General features: G+C 40.5%; 11 protein-coding genes. 1 reads left to right on the plus strand and 10 read right to left on the minus strand.

Going from position 1 to position 21,381, the window contains the following annotated elements:
- Positions 1-4: 4 nt before the first annotated feature.
- The 10 genes from GKD17_RS16950 to GKD17_RS16995 form a co-directional block, all read right to left on the minus strand.
- Complete coding sequence (locus GKD17_RS16950) at positions 5-1,420, minus strand: glycoside hydrolase family 88/105 protein (RefSeq protein WP_007831598.1); 1,416 nt, start codon at positions 1,418-1,420, stop codon at positions 5-7.
- A 12-nt stretch (positions 1,421-1,432) separates the two neighbouring features.
- Positions 1,433-3,340, minus strand: a complete 1,908-nt coding sequence (locus GKD17_RS16955) for a rhamnogalacturonan lyase (RefSeq protein ID WP_007831596.1) — start codon at positions 3,338-3,340, stop codon at positions 1,433-1,435.
- Positions 3,337-4,725 carry an alpha-d-galacturonidase gene (locus tag GKD17_RS16960; protein ID WP_007831594.1) on the minus strand — a complete coding sequence of 463 codons (1,389 nt, stop codon included), beginning with the start codon at positions 4,723-4,725 and terminating at the stop codon, positions 3,337-3,339. The genes GKD17_RS16955 and GKD17_RS16960 overlap by 4 nt, the downstream gene beginning before the upstream one ends.
- A 63-nt stretch (positions 4,726-4,788) precedes the next feature.
- Positions 4,789-7,140, minus strand: a complete 2,352-nt coding sequence (locus GKD17_RS16965) for a glycosyl hydrolase 115 family protein (RefSeq protein WP_007831592.1) — start codon at positions 7,138-7,140, stop codon at positions 4,789-4,791.
- A gap of 273 nt (positions 7,141-7,413) precedes the next feature.
- The gene (locus GKD17_RS16970) at positions 7,414-9,531 is read right to left on the minus strand and encodes a hypothetical protein (RefSeq protein WP_007839492.1); all 2,118 of its coding nucleotides are present in this window, start codon (positions 9,529-9,531) and stop codon (positions 7,414-7,416) included.
- Positions 9,532-9,586: 55 nt separating this feature from the next.
- On the minus strand, positions 9,587-11,827 hold the full coding sequence (locus GKD17_RS16975; protein WP_007839490.1) for a hypothetical protein: 2,241 nt from the start codon (positions 11,825-11,827) through the stop codon (positions 9,587-9,589).
- An 8-nt stretch (positions 11,828-11,835) separates the two neighbouring features.
- The gene (locus GKD17_RS16980; protein WP_007831582.1) at positions 11,836-13,344 is read right to left on the minus strand and encodes a pectate lyase; all 1,509 of its coding nucleotides are present in this window, start codon (positions 13,342-13,344) and stop codon (positions 11,836-11,838) included.
- 92 nt (positions 13,345-13,436) lie between these two features.
- Positions 13,437-15,314, minus strand: a complete 1,878-nt coding sequence (locus GKD17_RS16985; RefSeq protein ID WP_007831581.1) for a RagB/SusD family nutrient uptake outer membrane protein — start codon at positions 15,312-15,314, stop codon at positions 13,437-13,439.
- An 18-nt stretch (positions 15,315-15,332) separates the two neighbouring features.
- Entirely contained in the window at positions 15,333-18,872 is a 3,540-nt protein-coding gene (locus GKD17_RS16990) for a TonB-dependent receptor (RefSeq protein WP_032935576.1), read from the minus strand.
- Between the two features lie 117 nt (positions 18,873-18,989).
- Positions 18,990-20,009, minus strand: coding sequence for a FecR family protein (locus GKD17_RS16995; RefSeq protein WP_007831579.1), 1,020 nt, complete (start codon positions 20,007-20,009; stop codon positions 18,990-18,992).
- 136 nt (positions 20,010-20,145) lie between these two features.
- On the opposite strand from GKD17_RS16995, the gene GKD17_RS17000 reads away from it, so the two are divergent.
- Positions 20,146-20,727, plus strand: coding sequence for an RNA polymerase sigma-70 factor (locus GKD17_RS17000; protein ID WP_007831578.1), 582 nt, complete (start codon positions 20,146-20,148; stop codon positions 20,725-20,727).
- Positions 20,728-21,381 lie beyond the last annotated feature (654 nt).

The raw sequence follows: 21,381 nt of genomic DNA on the forward strand, positions 1-21,381 counted from the left end.
TTTCTTATTTAGCTCCACCATCCATTACATGGAAAATAGGTTCTGAAGTCTTTTGTTCCGTACGGTAATACTGCACGGCGCTGTCATTCATTTTAGGATGTTGTTTGTTCAGCATATTAATCATCTCAGCACCCGCCCAAAGTACCGGACCATAACCGTGGGCAGCATATACATTGACCGGACGATAATAATAAAAAGCCGGATCAAAAGCCATACCTGTTCCTACACAAGTTCCGTCTACTTGACCTTCCGCATTGATTTGAGTCGTTACGGCATGCCATCCCAACTGTGCCACCGGTCCGTATGCCATAGCGTCAATCCATCCTTTATTGATAGCATGAGCAAAGCAATATACATAAATAGCCGTGGCTGAAGTTTCCAGATAAGAATCATTACGATCCAGCAACTGATGCCAGAAACCTTCACCACTTTGACATGCAGCAAGACCACGTACATGAGTACGGAACAGATCTAGAATTTTATCGCGCTGAGGATAATCCTCCGGCAACACATCCAATACCTCACACATAGTCAACAACGCCCAACCATTGGCACGTCCCCAATGGAAAGCAGGATGATCCTGCATACCTTCCACCCATCCATGACGGAAAAGTTTCTTCTCGGGAACCCACATACGGTCTGCAAATTGAAATATCTGACGTACAGCTTCGCTCAAATAGGCCTGTTGTTTATCACCTGCGATACACGAATACCAAGCTATCGGTGGAATACCCATAAACATATCGTCCAACCATAACGTATTATGTTGTGGACGGGTACGGGCAAATGTTCCATCAGCAAGACGATACTCCTTATTCACAATAAAATCCATATAATTATCAATCAACGGCTTAAGTTCCGGTGAATTTTTCTTCATCTGCACCTTGACCATAGCCGCGCACACCGCCCCGGCATCATCCAATGCATGAGGAGTCAAAATTTGTTTCATTTGCGGATCTACAGTTCCATACTTTTCCAATACTTTACGGAAGTGTGGAGCAACCTCGGCCAGAAACTGAAAACGATCTGTTACATATTTATAATAAGCCTGATCCCCTGTAGCCTCAGCAGCAGCCAACATAGCTGAATAAGTCACCCCCCATTCATAACTTGCCAGACGGAAAGCACCTCGTTCCAGCTGTGCATCAGCCGTCATATTGGCATAATCCGTAATAACCTTACCTGTATTCTTATCAACGACACGAGTCGGAGTATTCTTTTCCAAATAACGAAGGACACGATCCATATCGGCCTTTATCTCCTCTGTAGTGAGCATACCGTAAGGCACTTTGTATGCAGGTTGCAACAAGTGTAACGGCGTATTCGAATCATTCAGTACTTCTTTCTTCTTTTGCGCATTCGCACCCGTTCCTGCCAGCAGCAACAGAGCGCCCATCATACTTAATGTTTTCAGATTCATGGTATATAGTCTTTATTTATTTTTAAATTCATAACCTCTAAATATCCCCTCTTTCAAATCCGGTCCGAAATAAAAACCAGGCTGGGTAGGCTGGTTGTATGCCACATTTTGAGTAGCGATACTGATACGATACACCGGATCTTCCAAGAAAGTATGAAAACGGTATTCAGTCGGTATCCGCGACACATACAGACGAAGTGCCGAATTATCTTCCGTACGGAGCAGCACCTCCTCACGCCAATCACCTATTATATCTCCCTGCAAACAAGGATTGGACTTCGTACCATTATTTGAATCCGTTCCATCAAATATCATTAACGGACGACATACATCGTCTTCCCAATCATACTTGGTTATCCTGTTTTTATCCAGCAACTCACGAAGCAAATCTCCATCCCACCATACAGCCATATTGACTGAAAAGCTCTTGAGGTCAGAACGAATCACTTCACCTTTTATATTACGTACTCCTTTTGAATCGGATGACCACATCTCCACTCCCGGATTGCGCGGATCAACATCAGCAGCCATACACCGACCTACATCTATACTACTTTTCACCTGAAACAACACTTCACCCGTAGCCGCATTACGGAAAGTGGAACCATCTTTCTTATTTTCATGACAATCCCAAACCTGCAAACCTTTTAATCCGGGAGCAAATTGTGTTAGATGCATAGCGTCTCCATGCCCCATACGGGTAGAATACAATCCTTTTCCATCATGATCAATAGCACAAGAACCATAAATTATTTCATCACATCCGTCACCATCCACATCGCCTACGCGAAGATTATGGTTACCCTGCCCGGCATAGTCTCCACACCCCGGATTATTGCTGTCGAACACCCAATGTTGTTTCAAGTTCTTGCCATCCCAGTCGAATGCCGCCAGCACAGCGCGGGTATAATATCCACGACACATCACCACACTGGGATGTACTCCATCCAGATAAGCTACACAAGCAAGGAAACGGTCACTGCGGTTGGCACGGTTGTCTCCCCAGTCGGTCAATTTACCACGAGCCGGAACATAATCAATTGTTTTCATCGCTTCTCCTGTCAGTCCGTTGAATACAGTCAAGTATTCGTTACCAGTCAGGATACGTCCTTGGTTACGAGGTGTATTTCCATGGGAATTTCCGTCTGTGATACCCGGTTCACGGTAATCAGCCTTGGCATCACCTATTATCTTTCCTTTTCCATCCTTTGTTCCATCAGAAGTCTTCATGACTACTTCCGCCTTACCATCTCCATCCAAATCAAACACCATAAACTGAGTATAGTGTGCTCCGGCACGGACATTATGCCCTAAGTCAATGCGCCACAATTTTTCTCCTGTAAGACGATAGCAATCAAAATAAACATTTCCGGTATAACCGTCATGAGCATTGTCATGTGCATTAGAAGGATCCCACTTTAAAATAATCTCATATTCACCGTCGCCGTCCACATCACCTATAGATGCGTCATTAGGACTATAGGTGTATTTTTGTCCCGAAGGAGTCACACCTTCTGCCGGCCTGTCCAGAGGAATATCGATATAACCAGACGGAGCATTAGCCGGCAAAGTATAATTTCCATTCAACTTACCTGTTTCAACCCCATTTATCATCGGTTTTACAGTATATACCGCTTTTTCATTACCCGAGTAAGTATCTCGATAAAAAGTACCTGTAGAATTGGGGACTTCCGCTATTTTCTCTCCATTTCTATATACATTGAAAGAAGTATTGATCGGATCGGAAGACAGGTAACGCCACGACACCACTACCTCCGATGGATTTTCACGAATGGCCACAACGCCACGCCCCAACTGTTCTTTTTGCAGTTTAGAATAATTGTAGGCCGGTTGGGCAACCGTTACAGTTGCCACACACAGAGCAGCTAAAGCACTCCATAGTTTTTTTTGTGTTTTCATTGTTTATCTTGTTTCTCCTTGTAAATTATATTTTCCTCCACCACATTCTCCGCATTTACCACATTCTTCACAAACTTTGTAACTTCACCCACAGTCACATTCCTTATTTCCACATTCTTGATAGGAAGACGGGCATCGCCTTTCAAATCATAAACAGCCTCGGTACGGTCGCAAGTCACACTATCCATATAAAGTCCGTTGATGAATGTAATGCTATCCTGATAGGTAGGTACCAAATCACGCCACTGGTAAAGCACATCCGTATCCACTTCGAGTACACGTTGCATCTTTCCCGCTTTCACATTTTTCATCCAGATATTTTCAATAAATCCGCCACGGCGATGATTGGTTTTAGCAAAGAAAAGACGGAATACAGAATCGGGAGCCGTACAATTGTGCATGTACACATTCCGTACACCACCAGACATTTCACTACCGATTCCCAGTAAAGTATGTCCTTTCAAAATATCACAATGGCGTATCACAATATTCTCACAAGGAGTATTCAGACGCCATGCATCCTGATTACGCCCTGCCTTGATAACCACAGCATCATCCCCTTGATCGAACACACAGTTCTCTATCAAGAAGTTGCAGCTCATTTCCAAATCAATTCCATCATTGTTATGACCATGAGCCTTTACATCCAGATTACGTACGATACCACCATCACACATATAAAGATGTATAGTCCAAAAAGGACTCTGGCGAATCTTGAATTCATCCAGCAGCACATTTTTACACCGGTTGAAATGTATCAAATGAGGACGAAGATGATTTTCTCCTTTTGCCATCTGACGCTGTTCTACAGGTACATCGGTAGAAGCCATCGTATATAACTCTTTCAAAGCATCCATGTGAGGTTTAGGACGCTTGAACCAGATTTTCCAAGTATCCATAATAGGAGCCAATGTTCCTTTTCCGGTAATAGCAATATTCTCACAATCCATAGCATACAGCAACGGAGAATAGTTGTAACATTCCATACCCTCCCATGAAGTCATCACAGCAGGCAGATAATCAGAAGGATTATCTGTAAAGCGTAATATGGCATTTTCTTCCAAATGAAGATTTACATTACTTTGAAAATGAATAGGTCCTGTCAACCATTCCCCTTCAGGAATAACCACACGGCCTCCTCCGGCCTTATTACAAGCTGCTATGGCTTTGGCGATGGCCTCCGTATTCACTGTTTCCCCACCTTTCACCGCACCATAATCCACAATGGAAAAATCTTGTTCGGGAAAAACACATTCTTTGATGGGTTCCATAGCAAAAGGAGCATCAACTATTACCATTTTATACTTTGGAACCGGTGCTGTACATGATACGGCAAAAGCTACGGCCGCAATACCAGCCAAAGATTTAAAAAAAGTCTTCTTCATTTTATCTGTTGTTTTTCATTGTAATTTCTGTATGCACAAATATCCTGAATATCTTCGTTCACCCTATTTTATCCGAGGTGTATAAAGGTATATCTGATCCAATACCACACCTTCATCCAATGCAGTAAAAATTAAACGATGAGAGGTTTTCCGTGTAACAGGAAGAATCATCCGGCGAACAGCCTGATTACACAAAACATTTTCCTTCCATTCCTCACTGCGTCCTTTGGTTTCATACGAAACGGACTCCGTGGCACTTCCATCCAAAGAAATGGTAAAACGTAACCGTTCTCCTTCCACCGGATGATTAGGCAATAATCGTACCTCCACCTCTACAGAATCCGTTTCCCACGCAGCAAACTCAAAAGTAAGTTCTTTATTTTTTGCCACCGCTACCGCCTTTCCTTCATAACCTAGCCCCTCGCATACTACCGGTGAACTATTAACGCAATCAGCACCATTCCATGTATAGACAGCCTGACGTTTTTCAGGTAAAACGGATAAAACTGTTTTTCTTTCCACCCGGTCAAAAACCGGAAGTTTGCGTGGTTGGAAATCCATCATACGATTCCATTTGGTCGTGTTATAGCGTTTTGTCAAGGAAACAATACTATCATACGCCCTGTCGCTATCCGCCCAATCAACCTTTCCACGACGTGCCAACTGCGCGGTCAACAGTTTGCTATTCATTTGAGCTGCTGCCTGAACAGGATACTTCGCCAACTGGAAATAGGTTTCTTTTTTTTGTGCAGAAAGCGTATGCCATTCCTGCTCCACTTTATCTGATAATTGTTTGTATGCAGTCAGACGTTCTTTTATTTCTTGTTCACTCCAAGGCAAATCACTGATAATTTTAAACTTAGGATCTTTTTCTTCCGTACGAGTATTCCCCATAAATTCCGGTTTACGGATATAAGCCAAACGATAAGCTTCCTGCATGACAGGTTGTAATTGTGCAGCCACTTCCAGTCCAAACTCACGCTCTAGAAACTGACGTTGATGAGCTACAACCCCTTGCTGCTTCACCGCTTCCAAGTTCCATGCCATATCAAGGAAAAGTTCTATCTGATATTCAGACGGTTTAATATCCCCTACATTCAATATCCACATTTTCTGTATCCCTCGCTCATATGCCAAAGTCATTTGTTGATATATCAGCGAAGGATGAGCAGTTCCTAACCAAAGATAATCATGCGGACGTCCCCAATAAGATATATGATAATATACCCCGTTTCCTCCCTTACGGGCACGTTCTTCTGCTGTAGGGAAATGACGGATATAACCATAATTGTCATCGCACCACATCAGCGTCACTTCATCGGGTACTTGCAGCCCAGCATGGTACACATCCAAAACTTCCTTATAAGGAATAAAGACTTGAGGCACTTGAGTCACATCCTTATTGACATATTTAGTCAACAAATCGCGCTGATCCTTTAGCACTTTAGTCAGAACGGCTTTTTGTTCTTCTATAGTCTTAGCACCATTCATCGCACCGTCGTGTACTCCACGCATGCCTAAAGTATACAGATTATCCAACTCTGCAACCTCCTTTACGCGTTGTTCCCAAAAGGACAAAACATGAGCACTGTTATGAACATAGTCATACTCTCCCACTCCATCCCGTTTCCACTCACCATTGGTATTCCGCATCATCGGTTCACAATGAGAAGTTCCAATGAAAATACCAAACTTATCAGCCACTTCTTTGTTGCCCGGTGTAAAATAAAAAGGTACAGAACAGCCATGCATAGCCGGCCAGAAGGTATTAGCACGCAGACGAAGCATCAATTCAAAGATACGTTCATGCGTTTTCGGGCCTATTTGTCCTTTCACATTGCTCGGCTCGTATGTCTGCCAGCTCCAAGGAGTCAGCCCCCAGTCCTCATCGTTGATAAAAATCCCCCGATATTCTACGGAAGGAGACTGCATATTCCGATAAGAAACCGGTAGTTGAAAAATCTCTTTCTTTGCAGGGGTCGCATCTGCCCACCACTCCCATGGAGAAACGCCTATCAACCGTGAAAGTTCCATGACGCCGTATGCAGTACCACGCTTGTCACTGCCAGCTATAACTAATTTACCAGTGGAAGAAACGGTCAACAGAAAAGCTTCTTTTTTATTTTTTATAGGAGATAAATCAACACCTGCCTTAGCGATCAAATCACTTTGTCCGATGGTTCCGACTATAATCCTTCCTTTTTTACTTTCTGGAGTAACGATTATGCGGGTAGAAAAAACAGACTCTACATCACGATTGAGCAAATTCAAAGCTGTATGTACAACTTCTTCCTCTGAATTACCACAAGCAATAGTCACCGGTTCACCTGATTTCAAGACAAAAGGGTTCTGTCCATATACTGACAAAACTGCTAAAAAGAAAGCTAGAAAAGAAATGAGTTTTTTGTATTTCATAGTTTTTATTTTCAATATTGCAAAAATAAGACGAAATGGAATTAGATTCCATAGAATAAGATACAATAATATGGAAATTCGTCCATAAAGCCTGTATTATTTATCGTATTTATGGTGTTTTTTATGTTGCAGAATACAAAAAGCCTCAATAAACAATTACCACATTTACAACAATAAACCAATGTGCCAATATACCAATAGCTATGCGAAACATTACACAGCCTATTGATACATCAGCACATAAACAATAGTACGCCACTTTATCAAATCAATTTAAGGCATGGGCGACAATCCCTCCCACATTACATTCCATTTTCCATTTTTCGGGAAACCAGGATTTTCTATTTCACAACCATCCCAACCAGCGCACATTAATGCAATGGCAGTTAATAAACCACCATTACCAGGTAAATAAACACGTAAACGGGGATCTTGATAATTATGTCCATTCGGCAAATATGTATTGGTACGTTTATTCATAAGCAATGCCTCCACCGCTTTTTCCGGCTCACCCAATCGAGTAGCATTCATTGCTGTCATAGGATAATCCCAGCCCCAAGTCTTTCCCCAATTCCAATTATCCCATATCCATTGAAGTGTATTCTTCATGTAATCTTCACGGATTAATTTATTCATAGGCAAGATACCTACGGCACCCAACACTGCCATGTGGTCACTGGTAAAACGAATATCCTTATAAGTGTCTATTGCATTTTCCGCAGCCAGATACAACCCATCCTCATTATAAGCCAGCGGAGAAAGTTTGTCTATTAACTCATCCCATTCCAAGTTACGTTTTTCACCTGCACGCTCACGCCATATCTGCGCTATCTGCATGGCAAAATACCAATAAGAAAGTTCAAAAGGAGGATTTATAGTAGTACTCGCATTCAATGTTTCTTGAGCTGGAATCGCTCCCTTTAAAATAAACCGCACTCCCAATTCATCATATGTGGCAAAAGCATACATAAACTTAGCTGTTTCTTGAACCAGATAGTTATATTTCTCTATCACTTTCTTATCAGGGTTAGAGCGATAAAGAAGTTCTGCCAGATAAATAAAATGCGGTTGTTGCCAAATCAAAAAACTGCCTACACTGGAAGGTGCCTCCACACCACTAGGATCAGTCATTTTCATCCATCGGATTCCATCAAAGCCTTGCCGACGAGCCACTTCCCTTGCTATAGGCTCTACCGTTTTATACCATTCTAAAGTATGGCTGAGTAATTCAGAATGTCCCCAAAGCGGTTGCCATGCCTGATGCCACCAAATCATTTCAAGATGATATTTCCCAAACCACGAATTGTAAGTTAGCCCTGTTTCCTGCGGAGGAGTACTGCCCGCGCATTGAATAGCAAGCAAATATTGACTAAGCACTACCCGACGTTCCAATTCTTTAGCACGCGGATCCGTGCAATGAGAGAAATCTACCGCAGCACCTTCTTCCCAAAAGTTCACCCAATGATTCTTAGCCAAACTTTCAACTTCAAAAAAATCAGGGAGTACAGCAAGCTGATCTGGCTCATTAGCGGTAAAAGCACATGAAAACGAAAAAGCATCTTCTTGTGGAAGCAGTACGAAATAATTTTTCTCTTTTTCTTTCAATAATGCCTTGCCTTCCCATTTTAATTCTACATAATATACTGTGGAATCCAACGTACGCTTTAACACAGCGCTTTGTGTGTCCTGTTTAAGAACCTCGGTAGAGTGTTTATCATTGGCATCCCAATCACATGCATTATCAGTATGAATACCTGTAGGATAAGGAAAATGAAATTTTATCCCTGTATGCAAGTGACTGTCTATATGGGCTGAAATCATATCTTGTGCCGGATGGCAAACCGTCCGTACATTAAATTCATTCCCTTTCCAAGTAAACCGACTGAGTATCTCACCTTCCCATAAATTCAAAGTCTGACTGATTCTGGTAATATCGGAAATAGCAGCCTCATCCCCCCATTCAAATCCGATCACTCCTAAATGTAACCGATGTGGGTTGGCACGAAACCAATCAGATGCATTCTTTTGTCTTTTATCTTCTTGAGATTGAACTGCATACAATTCCTTATGTCCTCGTCCAAAATCATATTCACTCAATGTTTCTTCGTGTCTATAACCGTCCATATTAGCAAAACTATGCCATCCCCATTGACTTTGCGTACCTAGAGGGACACCTTTTTTATAAGCGTCAGGAAAAGTTTGCAATCCTGTAATATCTACTGTAAATGCAAATTCGCCATTCCCTACTGAAAGCGAAGCCAACGAATCGAAAGCTGAAAATTGAGGATTATTCCGATTCACTAACGCCTTACGGTCTATTGAAATCTGCTGTACGGGATGAGTACAGGCACCGAACATCACTAATAAAGAGCAAAATAACAATATTTTCATTACTAAATTTTTATACACTGTAAATAGATATTCATTTTTACGACTTCCTTATATCCTATGGCATAGGATGTAATCCCTCCCAACGCACATTCCATTTACCATCTTTGGGAAATCCCGGATTACTGACCGAGCAACCGTCCCACCCGGCACACATCATAGAAACAGCTAATAACAACCCTCCATTACCAGGCAAATAAGAACGAAGACGAGTCGAACGATAATTATTACCACTAGGTAAAAGCAAGTCCTCCCGGTTGTCCATAGTTATGGCACGCAAAGCAATCTCAGGCTGCAACAGGCGAGTAGCATTCATTGCCAATGTGGGATAATTCCAACTCCAAGATCCTCCGGACCAATTCCAATTTTGAGCTGCACGTACCAAAGTCTTTTGCATTTTTTCTTGATCAATGAGCCGCGACTCAGGCAACATGCCGTAAGCCAGCAAATTTTCAGAAGAAGTTCCTGTAACATAAAAAGGATCATGCTTACGTTTGCTTTTCTCGCCTTCCGATAGAGAAACAGAACCGTCTGCTTCTTTAGGACGCTGGCCATTAATGTATCCACCGGCCGGCATTTCCGGTAATTTTTCAGCAGGAATACCATTCACGAAATCAGGTATTCCTCTACCCTTTTCCGCCGGTAAGTAAATGCCATCAGGACTAGTAGCAAGAGGAGCTAATTTAGCAAGAATTTCATCCCACTCCGCATGACGTTGCAGCCCAAGTCTCTCCCGCCATTTCTGAGCTATGGACAAGCCAAAATGCCAATAAGCCATTTCAAAAGCAGGATTAAGGGTCGTCTCTTCATTATAGGATTCATTAGCCGCACAAGCTCCCTGAATAATGTAACGATCATTATCAGAATCATAATTAACAAACGAAGCCATAAAAGCAGCCGTCTGCTCTACCATATCAGCATACTCACGAAGAAATTCTTGAGAAGGACGTGCACGATAGATAAGTTCTGACATATAAATGACATGGGGTTGTTGCCAGATAATAAAAGAGCCGACATCCGATGGTGCCTCTTTAGAAGATGGATCAGTCATTTTCATCCAACGTATGCCATTAAATCCCTGTCTGGCTGCAATATCACATGCCATCGGTACGGCAGTCTTATACCATTTCAATTGTTTCTCCAAAAGATCTGCTTTATTCCAAAGCGCATAATGAAAACTGTGCCACATTACCATTTCTAAATGAAATTTACCATACCATGTATTATAAGTCAGGCCGGTTTCAGCAGGAGGGTAATTTTGCGCTTCCTGCGAACGGAGCAAATATTGAGACAGCACAACCCGACGCTCCAAAAGCGAAGCACGGGGATCCGTACAGGAAGAAAAATCAATAACACCGGATGTCTGCCAATAATCCCTCCAACAACGGTTGGCCGAAAGCAGATTAGCCTTGTAATCAGGCTGAGGCACTACAGGTTGGTGCTTATAGAACCCAACATTGAAATTCCACTGCTTATCGGAAGGTGTCAATTTTAACCTGTTCTTCCCTGTTTGAGAAAGAACAGCTTTACCACTCCAACTGATTTCCACATAATAGACAGTAGAATCTACAGTACGACGAATAAGAGCCCGTTGAGGTTCGGAAAGAATAATGTCGGTAGAGTGGCAGTCATCGGCTGTCCAGCAAGTAGCATCGTCAGCTGCCTCACCTGTAGGATAAGGGAAACGGATGCCAACTGCCAGCTTTGCCGATGAAGACACAGAAGCAGAGACAATGTCACTATCGCCATTACAAGAAGTAGTTACTGTAACCGGAAGTTTTCTCCATAGGAAATGGGAATGAAGTTCTCCTTTCCACATGTCGAGAGTCTGGTCTATTTTAGTAATATCGCTCACCAACAAGCTGTCAAATCCTATATTTCCCAAATGCAGGCGGTGCGGATTGGCACGAAACCACTCTGCCGCTTTGGCATTACGTTCAGGACCTTCCGGAAATTGTACGGCATAAATCCCATGAGGATGACCGGGAAGCGGATGATCCTGTAGAGTTTCAACTATCTTATAGTCCTCCTTGTTAGGAAAACTGTGCCATCCCCATTCGCTATAGGTACCTAAAGACAAGCCTTCTTTATAATATTCGGGAAAAGTCTGCAATCCCGTAGCATCGGCAGTAAAAGCGAACCGCCCATTTCCGACTGTCAAAGAATGAAGAGAATCAATTTTTGTAACATGAGGGTTATTACGCATCACCAATGCATGACGGTCAATAGCAGTATCGGCACAAGCTGTAACCAGCAGCATTGCTGCCAATACAACAATAAAAAATGTTTTATTTCTCATCATAGACACTATTTAGTAAGATACTGAATAAATGTAGACATACCATTCATATATTCCTTGATGGAAATGACTTCAGAAGGAAGAGGAGCATTAGAGAAGCCCGGATTCTCTTTCGAAACACTAGGCAAACGACCGGGTAAATAATCTTTTTTCTTCAAAATAGTGAGCAGACTATCTACTTTTTGTGTATCCGCTTGCTGCATTTTACCACGCATTAAATGACTTAGTAAAGTTCCAGAAATATCCGTTTGACCTATAAACGGAGAATCTTTTGTCACTTCCTCTTTGGAGAGAGAGAGCAAATGCTGATACTCATCTTTTAAAGATTGCAAATCAATAGCCCGCGTAGAGCTATAATGAGTTATGAGTTCATGATAATCATAATCCACCCAATAATGATCTGGATCATTATGAAGGTAAAGAGGTCTGTTAGTGCCTACTTCTACAAAAGTAGGACACAATATCTGTCCCGGTTTTACAGACTTACCCAATTGTTTCATTTGCGCGTCGTTATATCGGATAGATTCTAGAAATTCAAATGCATCCGGAATACGGGCTAAATATTTAGTATCCCCAGTCCAACGATAAAAACGCATCAAGTTGCGACACATCTCGGCAGTAGCTGTAGCCGCATAACCTGCCGGTTCAAAATCACGGGCATGACCTGGAGAGTAATTGAGATCCAACTTATGCTGCATAGCCCAACCTGCCTGAGGCTTTCCTCCCTGCAATGCCAAGACACAAGTCATAGCCCGCTGAAGAGGCTCCAATGCCCGAGTTTCACCTAATAAAGTGTAACAAGCCAATAAAAAATTAATATTGTTAGTATGAACTCCATCATTAATGGTAATAAACGAAGTATAGTCTTCCTTATCACCTTTCACATATTCATAATGGAGAGGATAGCGCTGCGGCCACCCACCAATAGGATACTGACTCTCCAAAACAAAATCAAGACACCTTTCTACCGGATATTTATACTTCGGATCCAGAGTCAGTAAATACATACGCAAAAGGAACATTCCACTATCGTAGGTAGCCGCATCATCATAAGTACAATTTCCATAATAATGAGCATGTTCCTGAGCACAATGAATATATCCTTTCTGTACTTTGGAATACCATTGCTTAAGCGAAGTTTCTCCGGAAAAGTCCAACATATAAGGCCATCCCCCACTTGAATGCTGTCCCCAGATAAGAGCATCTGCCGCTGCTTGTGCCGCTTTCAGGTAATAAGATTCTCCAGTCAATTGATAAGCATTCAAAAATACATTTCCCATAGCAGGTGTACCAGCTTCTATCCATATCATACTTGGTTTAGCTTCCAGTTCCCCCCAACAACGGGAGAAATCAGGACTATAATTCCATAAATAGCCACCACGGTTGCTGACCTTCTCTACCATGAAACGTGTAGCTTTCATCATAGCCACTTTTATATCAGAGGCCGGAATGTTTTTCTGTGCTCCAGCAGACAACAAAGTAATGAAAAGCATTACCGCCATACATATCATTTTCATACTGTTTTTTTTATAAGATAGGAAGAGAAAAGAAACAAAAAATCATCACTATTCTTCCCCCTTCCTATATAGAAATGTTTATAATTTATTGATTAATAAGCAGGATGTTGTTGACCGGTTAACCCAGGATTAACATCAATAATGGCTGTGGTGCTCAAAGTATACAGTTCAGCCTGATTCTTGATAAACCCACGATATAACTCGGTAATCCAGGCGGGCAACGTGTTATTGTTTTCTTTATAACCCAATATCTTGGATTGTCCGGCTATACCGGAATTAGTTTCTCCTGCAATATTGGGAGTAATAAACATATTTACCCAATTCCAAGTGCCTCCATACCGGGCAACCAGTTCACTCATTTCCGTTTCTGTGGGCTGATGATCGAAATCTATATAAGTAAGACCTACCAAAGGATCCTTCCAAGATGTAGAAGTTGCTTCTTTATATGCCCGATAAGTCTTCACCTCATTATAAGGAACCTCACGCATAGCCAGTTTCTCGGTATTTGCTTTTGTTTCAGCCAAAGTTTCAGCCAACAAGTTCCACCGGATAAGATCAGTACGCCGCCATCCTTCTGTAGCTAATTCAAAGGCACGTTCCTTCACAATCGCTTTAAAAAAAGTATCATAAGTAGAGGGTGTGGTACCTATACGAGAGGCATCTCCTGCAAAAGCACGCAGACGAACTTGTTCATAAGCTGCCTTAGCCGCTTCCGTGGGCCCATTGTTCAAGTAATTTTCAGCTTCTGCGTACATTAACAATACATCCGAATAACGAAGTATAGGCCAATTGACATCCGTTTTCAAAGTGGCCGTACGGGGACCGGCTTTCCAATTGCAGCGCCATTTTCCCAAATTCAAAGCGCCATAAGGCACAGCAATATCGTTACCAGCCGCATCAATACTGTAATTGCCCACTGTAACATCCCGACGGGTATCATCATCGGCAAAAGAAAGATAAAAGGTAGGATGAATCAGTTGCAAAGGCAATGTTTTACCATAAAGGGCATTGGAAGCATGAATGCAAAGTCCATTTGTATATCCCACACGACCATTGGTTGTATTGCCAAACTCAGCATATTCAAACATTACCTCTTCAGGGTTATAAACGCCACCCTCGTTCAAGGCTCTAAACACATCCTCATATTTAGAAAGCAAGCTGTTTTCACCTTTACTAATCACTGCTTTACAAGCTTCATCAGCAATGGTATATAATTTTCTTACACGCGATTCATCCAAAGGACGGCGCATCTGAAGAGTAGATTTATCATAAGTATTCAGATCCCAATGCAAAGCATAACCTGCTGCATAAAGAGCTGTACGGGCCAATAATCCATAAGCAGCATTCTTGGAAATCCGCTCAGGAGTAGAGAAAAATCCTTCACTATACCAAGGAAGTACTTCGACAGCTTCTTGCAAATCGGCAATAATGCCATCATAAATCTCATCCCGATCAACACGGGAAGAAGAAAAAGTCGTCATATCCAATACAGGAACAGTAGAATAAGGTACATCCCCAAAATAACGAATCAAATTCAGAAAGCAAGTAGCCCGAACAGCCAGACATTCAGCTATATAAATGTGACACTTTCTCTCGTCCTCTCCCGAAAGGCTCATTGCACGTAATCCTTTCAAGCATGAATTACAACGCTCAATGCTGGAATAAGAGGTAGTATAAATGCCTGTGGGACAACTTTGATCATTGAGCACATAATTGGCCGCATAATTATTAGCATTCGAATTACTCTCAGTAGACCACATTTCATCTGTTCCATTCTGAGCCTTATACCAAGCATCCTGCATCCAGACACCTGTGTAACAAGCAAGAACAGCCATCTCAGCTTTATCAATGGAAGAGAAAACACTTTCACTGTCTGTCTTCGATTTAGAAGGAAGATCCAGAAAGTCAGAACAAGAACTGAAATTGATCGCCAAAAAGGCAACAGCTATATAATATACTATTTTCTTCATAATACAACTCTCCTATTATTATAATGAAAGATTAATGCCAAATACAAATCCTTTGGAACGTGGATAAGAAGAATCATCAATACCCGGAGTTAAAATAGAACTTTCCTTAGAAACTTCGGGATCATAACCTGAATAATTCGTAATAGTGAATGGATTATTCAATGTACAATATAGACGCAAATTACTGATAAAAGCTTTACTTAACCACTTTTTCGGGAAAGTATAACCTAAAGTAATAGTGCTTATGCGAAGATAAGAACCATCTTCCACAAAACGATCAAGCGGAGTAGTAATAGCTGCGCGGTTGTCATTATGAATACTCCACAGAATGTTCGGATCATGCTGATTAGGATTAAGCTCAGCTATACGGTTGAGGTCCGTAGCTTCTTTTCCAGTACGGGGATCCAGCAGAGTGAAACGATTGGCAGCATCCGCAAGCATATTTTGGTACGGTTGGTATGGACCGACAAAACGCTGGGTAGACATATTAAAAATATCATTACCATAAGAGAATACCATAAATACAGAAAGATCAAAGCCCTTATAAGAAAAAGTATTTTTAAAACCTCCGGTAAAATCCGGATTAGCATTCCCGATGACTGTCATATCATCAGAATTATAAACAGGTGTCCCCTTGTCATCCGTCTGCCCCGTAGTATTTACATACTTGATATCACCCGGTTTATATTGAGTTTTTACAGATCCTTTCTGATAAATAACACCATCTTTCAAAACATATTTATCACCATTCTGCACAAAATCGTCGGTAGTATAAACTCCATTGGTCTTATACCCATACATCTCACCTAAAGAATGACCTACGATGGCACGGTATAGAACAGAAGAATTGGTACCACCACTGACGCTAGTCTGATAATATTCATTCTCACCGTCTATTCTCAAGACCTTGGAACGATTGAAGGAGATATTGAAATCGGTAGTCCAAGTAAAATGTTTGTTGCGGATGTTCGTACTGCTTATAGCTATCTCAAGACCGCGATTACGGATAGAACCGATATTCTGATATTGGTGCGTATAACCGGTTGATGTCGGGATAGCCACTTTCATAAGCAAATCATCGCTCTTATTGTTATACCAGTCCAATGTCAGGTTAACTCTGTTTCCCCACAAACCCAAGTCCAGTCCGATATTCGTAGAAACGGTTTTCTCCCATTTTAAGTTATTATTACCTACTGTGCTGCCAGGTGCCAAAGCCGCCGTTTCCTGATTGCCCACAGGATATACCGTAGCATTATAGGCAGTAGCATACATATAATTATCAATATTACAATTACCGGTAGTTCCATAACCTACTCTCAATTTGAAATTATTGACAACATTTCCGATAGCATTATCTTTCCAGAATCCTTCTTCAGAAACGCGCCAAGCTGCCGCTGCTGAAGGGAAATAGCCCCAACGATTACCCTCGGCAAATTTAGAAGAACCGTCTGCACGTAAGGTTGCTGTAAAAAGATAGCGGTCATTAAAAGTATAATTGAGACGACCGAAAAAAGACAACAAAGCATTTTCTTCTAAAGAAGACTTCCATGTATCGGGAGTGGCCATACTAATATCATTAAGACCGAAATTAGTATCGGGAAATGCCTTATAGGCAGTTTCTGTACCAGATGTATTTGTATAATATAATTCGTGTCCTAACAAAACGCCCAAATCATGCTTCTCAAACGTATGTTTCCAATTCAATGTATTAGTCCATTGATAAGCATATCGTTCCTTATTATCAATACTGCCATAAGGTCCGCCTTTGAGTTGAGCATTGGCCGTACGACCATCATCGAAATTAGTTGTTTTGATTTGGGCCCAATTATAACTACCAGCTGTACGGAATGTAAAATCCTTCAAGAAATCAATGTCCACACCGGCATTAACACTAAAAATACGACTAAGTTTTCTATTTATTATAGCATCGTTGGTTATCAATGGGTTATACACATCATATTCGTTACTGAAAGTACGGAATTCGGTATTTAACTCTTCATTAATAAGCTGATCATCAGTAAACAGGATTCCGCCAGTTTCAGGACGCAAAATAGCTTGTTTTAATCCGGAATAAGAACCTCCACCTAATGTTTTGGCGTAATTAAAAGAAGAATTCATATCAAAACGTACATTTTTCCATAGCTGGGAATTTACTTTAGTACGAATCGTATTACGGTAATATCCGTGATTTTTTACGATACCGTCTTGCGACATATTATTGTAGCTTACCAATACTTGAGTTTTTTCCGTTCCGGTAGAAAGAGATAGATTATGGCTTTGAGTAAGAGCACTTCCACCAAAAATCTTATCTTGCCAGTCTATTCCGGAACGTCCGCCATAAGTTTGCTCTATATCAGACCATGCTCCCGTATAAAATCCATCATCCGTATAATCCCCTCCAAACATACGTGCATACTGGTTCATTTCTCCGGCAAGAGTCCACCATTCATACTGATATTTGGCATACTGTTCAAGATTGAGCAAATCCAGTTTCTTGCCCAACCAATCCACAGATACATAGCCATTGTAATTCACAGTTGTCTTGCCACTACTTCCACTTTTGGTCGTAATAAGAACCACACCATTTGATCCACGCGCTCCATAAATAGCTGTTGTCGAAGCATCTTTTAAAATATCAATAGTCTTAATGTCATTTACATCAATATTCTTCAAACCATCTTCCGACTGGAAGCCATCAATAATATAGATAGGTGTAGTAGACTGAGTAATGGAAGTACCTCCACGAACGGTAATATTCACTTCAGCCCCAGGAGCTCCGTTCTGTGAAACAATATTCACTCCGGCAGCTTTTCCTGCTAGCGCTTGAGCCGCATTAGTAACAGGAACTTCCGCTAAATCTGCACCGGTAACTGAAACAGAAGAACCGGTCAAATCACGTTTTTTCACTACTCCATATCCTATAACAACCACTTCTTCAAGGGTTTTAGCATCCTCTTTCATCACAATTTTGAAAGAAGATTTTCCATTTACACTTATTGTTTCAGTTACATACCCCACATAACTGACAATCAAAGAAGCATTACTTGAGACATCATTCAATATAAAATTTCCATCAAAATCCGTAATAGTTCCATTAGTAGAACCTTTGACCATCACCGTAGCACCTATTACAGGCTCTCCTTTATCATCAACCACCACGCCCTTTACGCTACGACCTACCTGTTGTACGATGGCTACCTCTTTCGTTGCGGAAGAAATGGCAGACTTTTCAGAAAGAATAATATTCTTATCCAAGACTTTATAGGTCGTATTTGTTCCGGAGAAAAGCTTCTTTAAGACTGAAAAAACATTCTCATTCTTGACATTCAAGGTTACTTTACGTTTCAAATCGACCTGCTTATTATTATAGAAAAAGGTGAAATCCGTCTGTTTTTCAATTTCGGTCAGGACTTCAGAGACCGTCCGAGTCTGAGAACTGATGTTCAACATGGTTCTCTGTGCATAATTATTGCTAGCATATAACAAGCTGGCAAAACTGAAAAGAACAAAAATAGTTATTTTCAGCGACAAAGGCAGTTTACATACTGGTTTCTTCATTTTCGTAAATAGATTTAATTTTAACTTCATAATTTGATTACAGATAAAAAGTAGTGTGTTTTTTCTGTAGATTGTTTTACGTAGGATGTTTCAACATAGCTTGTTATTTTTAAAAGATTAATAAACTTCTATTTTCTGTTTTTCTTGATGAATATTATTACTTTCTGCATACTTAAATTTTATATTTGAAGATACGCTGATATATTCCAGAATTCGTCCCAAGCGTTGTTTCTCAAGTACACCGGTAAAAGAGGCTTCAAAACATTTGGGATTCTTTACTACGAAATCCACATCAAAACGTTTAGATAGCATTTTAAGAACTTCCTTAAATGGAGTATCACGAAAAATAAGTTTTCCGTCTTTCCAAGAAGTGATAACCTCTACATCTGCCTGATCAATTTTTATTTGTTGCTGTGCAGCAGTATAAACAATTTCCTGTCCCGGCTGAATTTCCTGTTCCGTCCAATTACTTTTCTTATTTTCATACGCCATGGCAATGCTTCCTTCCACCAAAGTTGCAGTTATTGTTTTATCATCAGCATAGGCTTCCACATTAAATTGGGTACCATAAACTTTTACAACAGCTTTCTGCGGCGTTCGGACCATAAAAGGCTGACGGGAATTCTTTGTTACCTCAAAGTAGGCTTCGCCATTCAATTGGACATTACGACTTTTTTCGTCAAAGTGAGAAGGGTAAACAATAGTTGAATTGGAATTAAGAATTACATGAGTTCCATCCGGCAAAATAGTAGAAGTTATCATTCCCGGATTAGTACGAATCTCTATAAAATTCACTTTATTCTGCTCATTACCATTCATCCATAAATACAAAGTAGACAGTAGCAAAGGTATGGCAAGAATAGCAGCGGCACGCTGTGCCCATCGCCCCCATTGTAGCTGTCGTTCCCTTCTTATCCTGCCTCTGACTTCCTTCAAAGCAGCCCGTGCATCAGTCCGTTTTAAGGTATCCATTGTTTTTGTGGCAAAAGAAAGATAATAAATCTGCTTGGCCAGCTTTTTATTTGCTTCGGAAGAGATAATCCATTTTTCAATCTCTTCTTTCTCACTTAGAGTCACTTCTCCTTCAAAATAACGGAGTAAAAGCGCTTCATCTATTTGGGTATCTGAATTTATCATAATGTCCTTTTATAATAAGTCTAACCAAGATCCAAAGTTCCTAAACCAAAAACTGTTTTTTTTGAATTATTTTTCGATTAAGCGCTTTCATATTTAAATTTATGTATTTTTGCAGTAACATTTTCTTCTATAATCTATGGAAACCACAAATGATAATTTGATAGACAAGCAACTGTATATATCCATGCAACAGGGCAATAAGAAAGCGTTTGATACTTTATTCATCAAATATTATGCTATGCTTTGTGCTTTTGCCCGCAGTTTTGTTTCATTAGAAGATGCAGAAGAAGTGGTTCAAGATACCATGTTACAGATATGGGAGAATAGAAAAACAAATCATATAGATTCTTCTGTTCATCATTATTTGTTCAAAGCAGTAAAAAACAAATGTTATACCTTAATGACCAGAAATTCTCTTCGATTCCAAATAGAAAATATACTCACTCCAGACATACAGGAACTATTCGAAGATCCTGATTTTTATATTATAGATGAATTAACACAAAAAATAGAAAAAGCAATTCTTAATCTTCCAGAATCCTATCGGATAGCTTTTGAAATGCACCGTTTCCAAAATAAGACCTATCAGGAAATTGCAGAAGAATTAAACATATCTTCCAAAACAGTAGATTACAGAATTCAACAGGCACTAAAACAATTACGGAAAGAATTAAAAGACTACTTACCCTTACTTCTATTCTTTTTTGCCCCTAAATAGGAACCCGTACATCCTATTATATCCTTGTACTCTATCACTTCATAACTGATATGATGATAAGAAGTGTTTCTGCCGGGAATATATGCCTCTCCAAAAGTTGTGTCAATGTTCCCAACGCTTCACCCCGAAACAGGATGGTAAGTTCTTATCTTTCTGATTATGTTCTTCATACAAAACGCTCCTTTTTACAAAAATACAAAATAGGTGCGATAAAATATTACCCTATCCGTCTAAAGACATCTATAACCTAAGAATACGGCAATTTTTCTAACTATATAGATTTCAAAGAAACATATTTCTTATTCCTTCAGCAAGTTTACAAAAAAAGTTGGAAGACAATATGCTCTCATGCCCTCATTAACGATGATAATCATCTCATTAACAATGCACTATATTATGAGTGTATCATCTTTATGCTCTCATAAATGCCCTCATGCCCTCACTGTGTTTACTTTCTCACACAGACGTATATTACTTATTATCAGATGATTTATACCGATAGCAAAAGCATATCTTCCGATTATACGATACAAATATAGAGATGTAGTTACGTAAAAATAGGAACAGGCTTACATCAAAGTTCCTTCATGATTGCTCAACTAAACTAGCAAAATTACTTAACCACCTTTGTGATTAACTTTAATCACCTATATG

Source organism: Phocaeicola dorei (genome assembly GCF_013009555.1).
GTDB classification, from domain to species: Bacteria; Bacteroidota; Bacteroidia; order Bacteroidales; family Bacteroidaceae; genus Phocaeicola; species Phocaeicola dorei.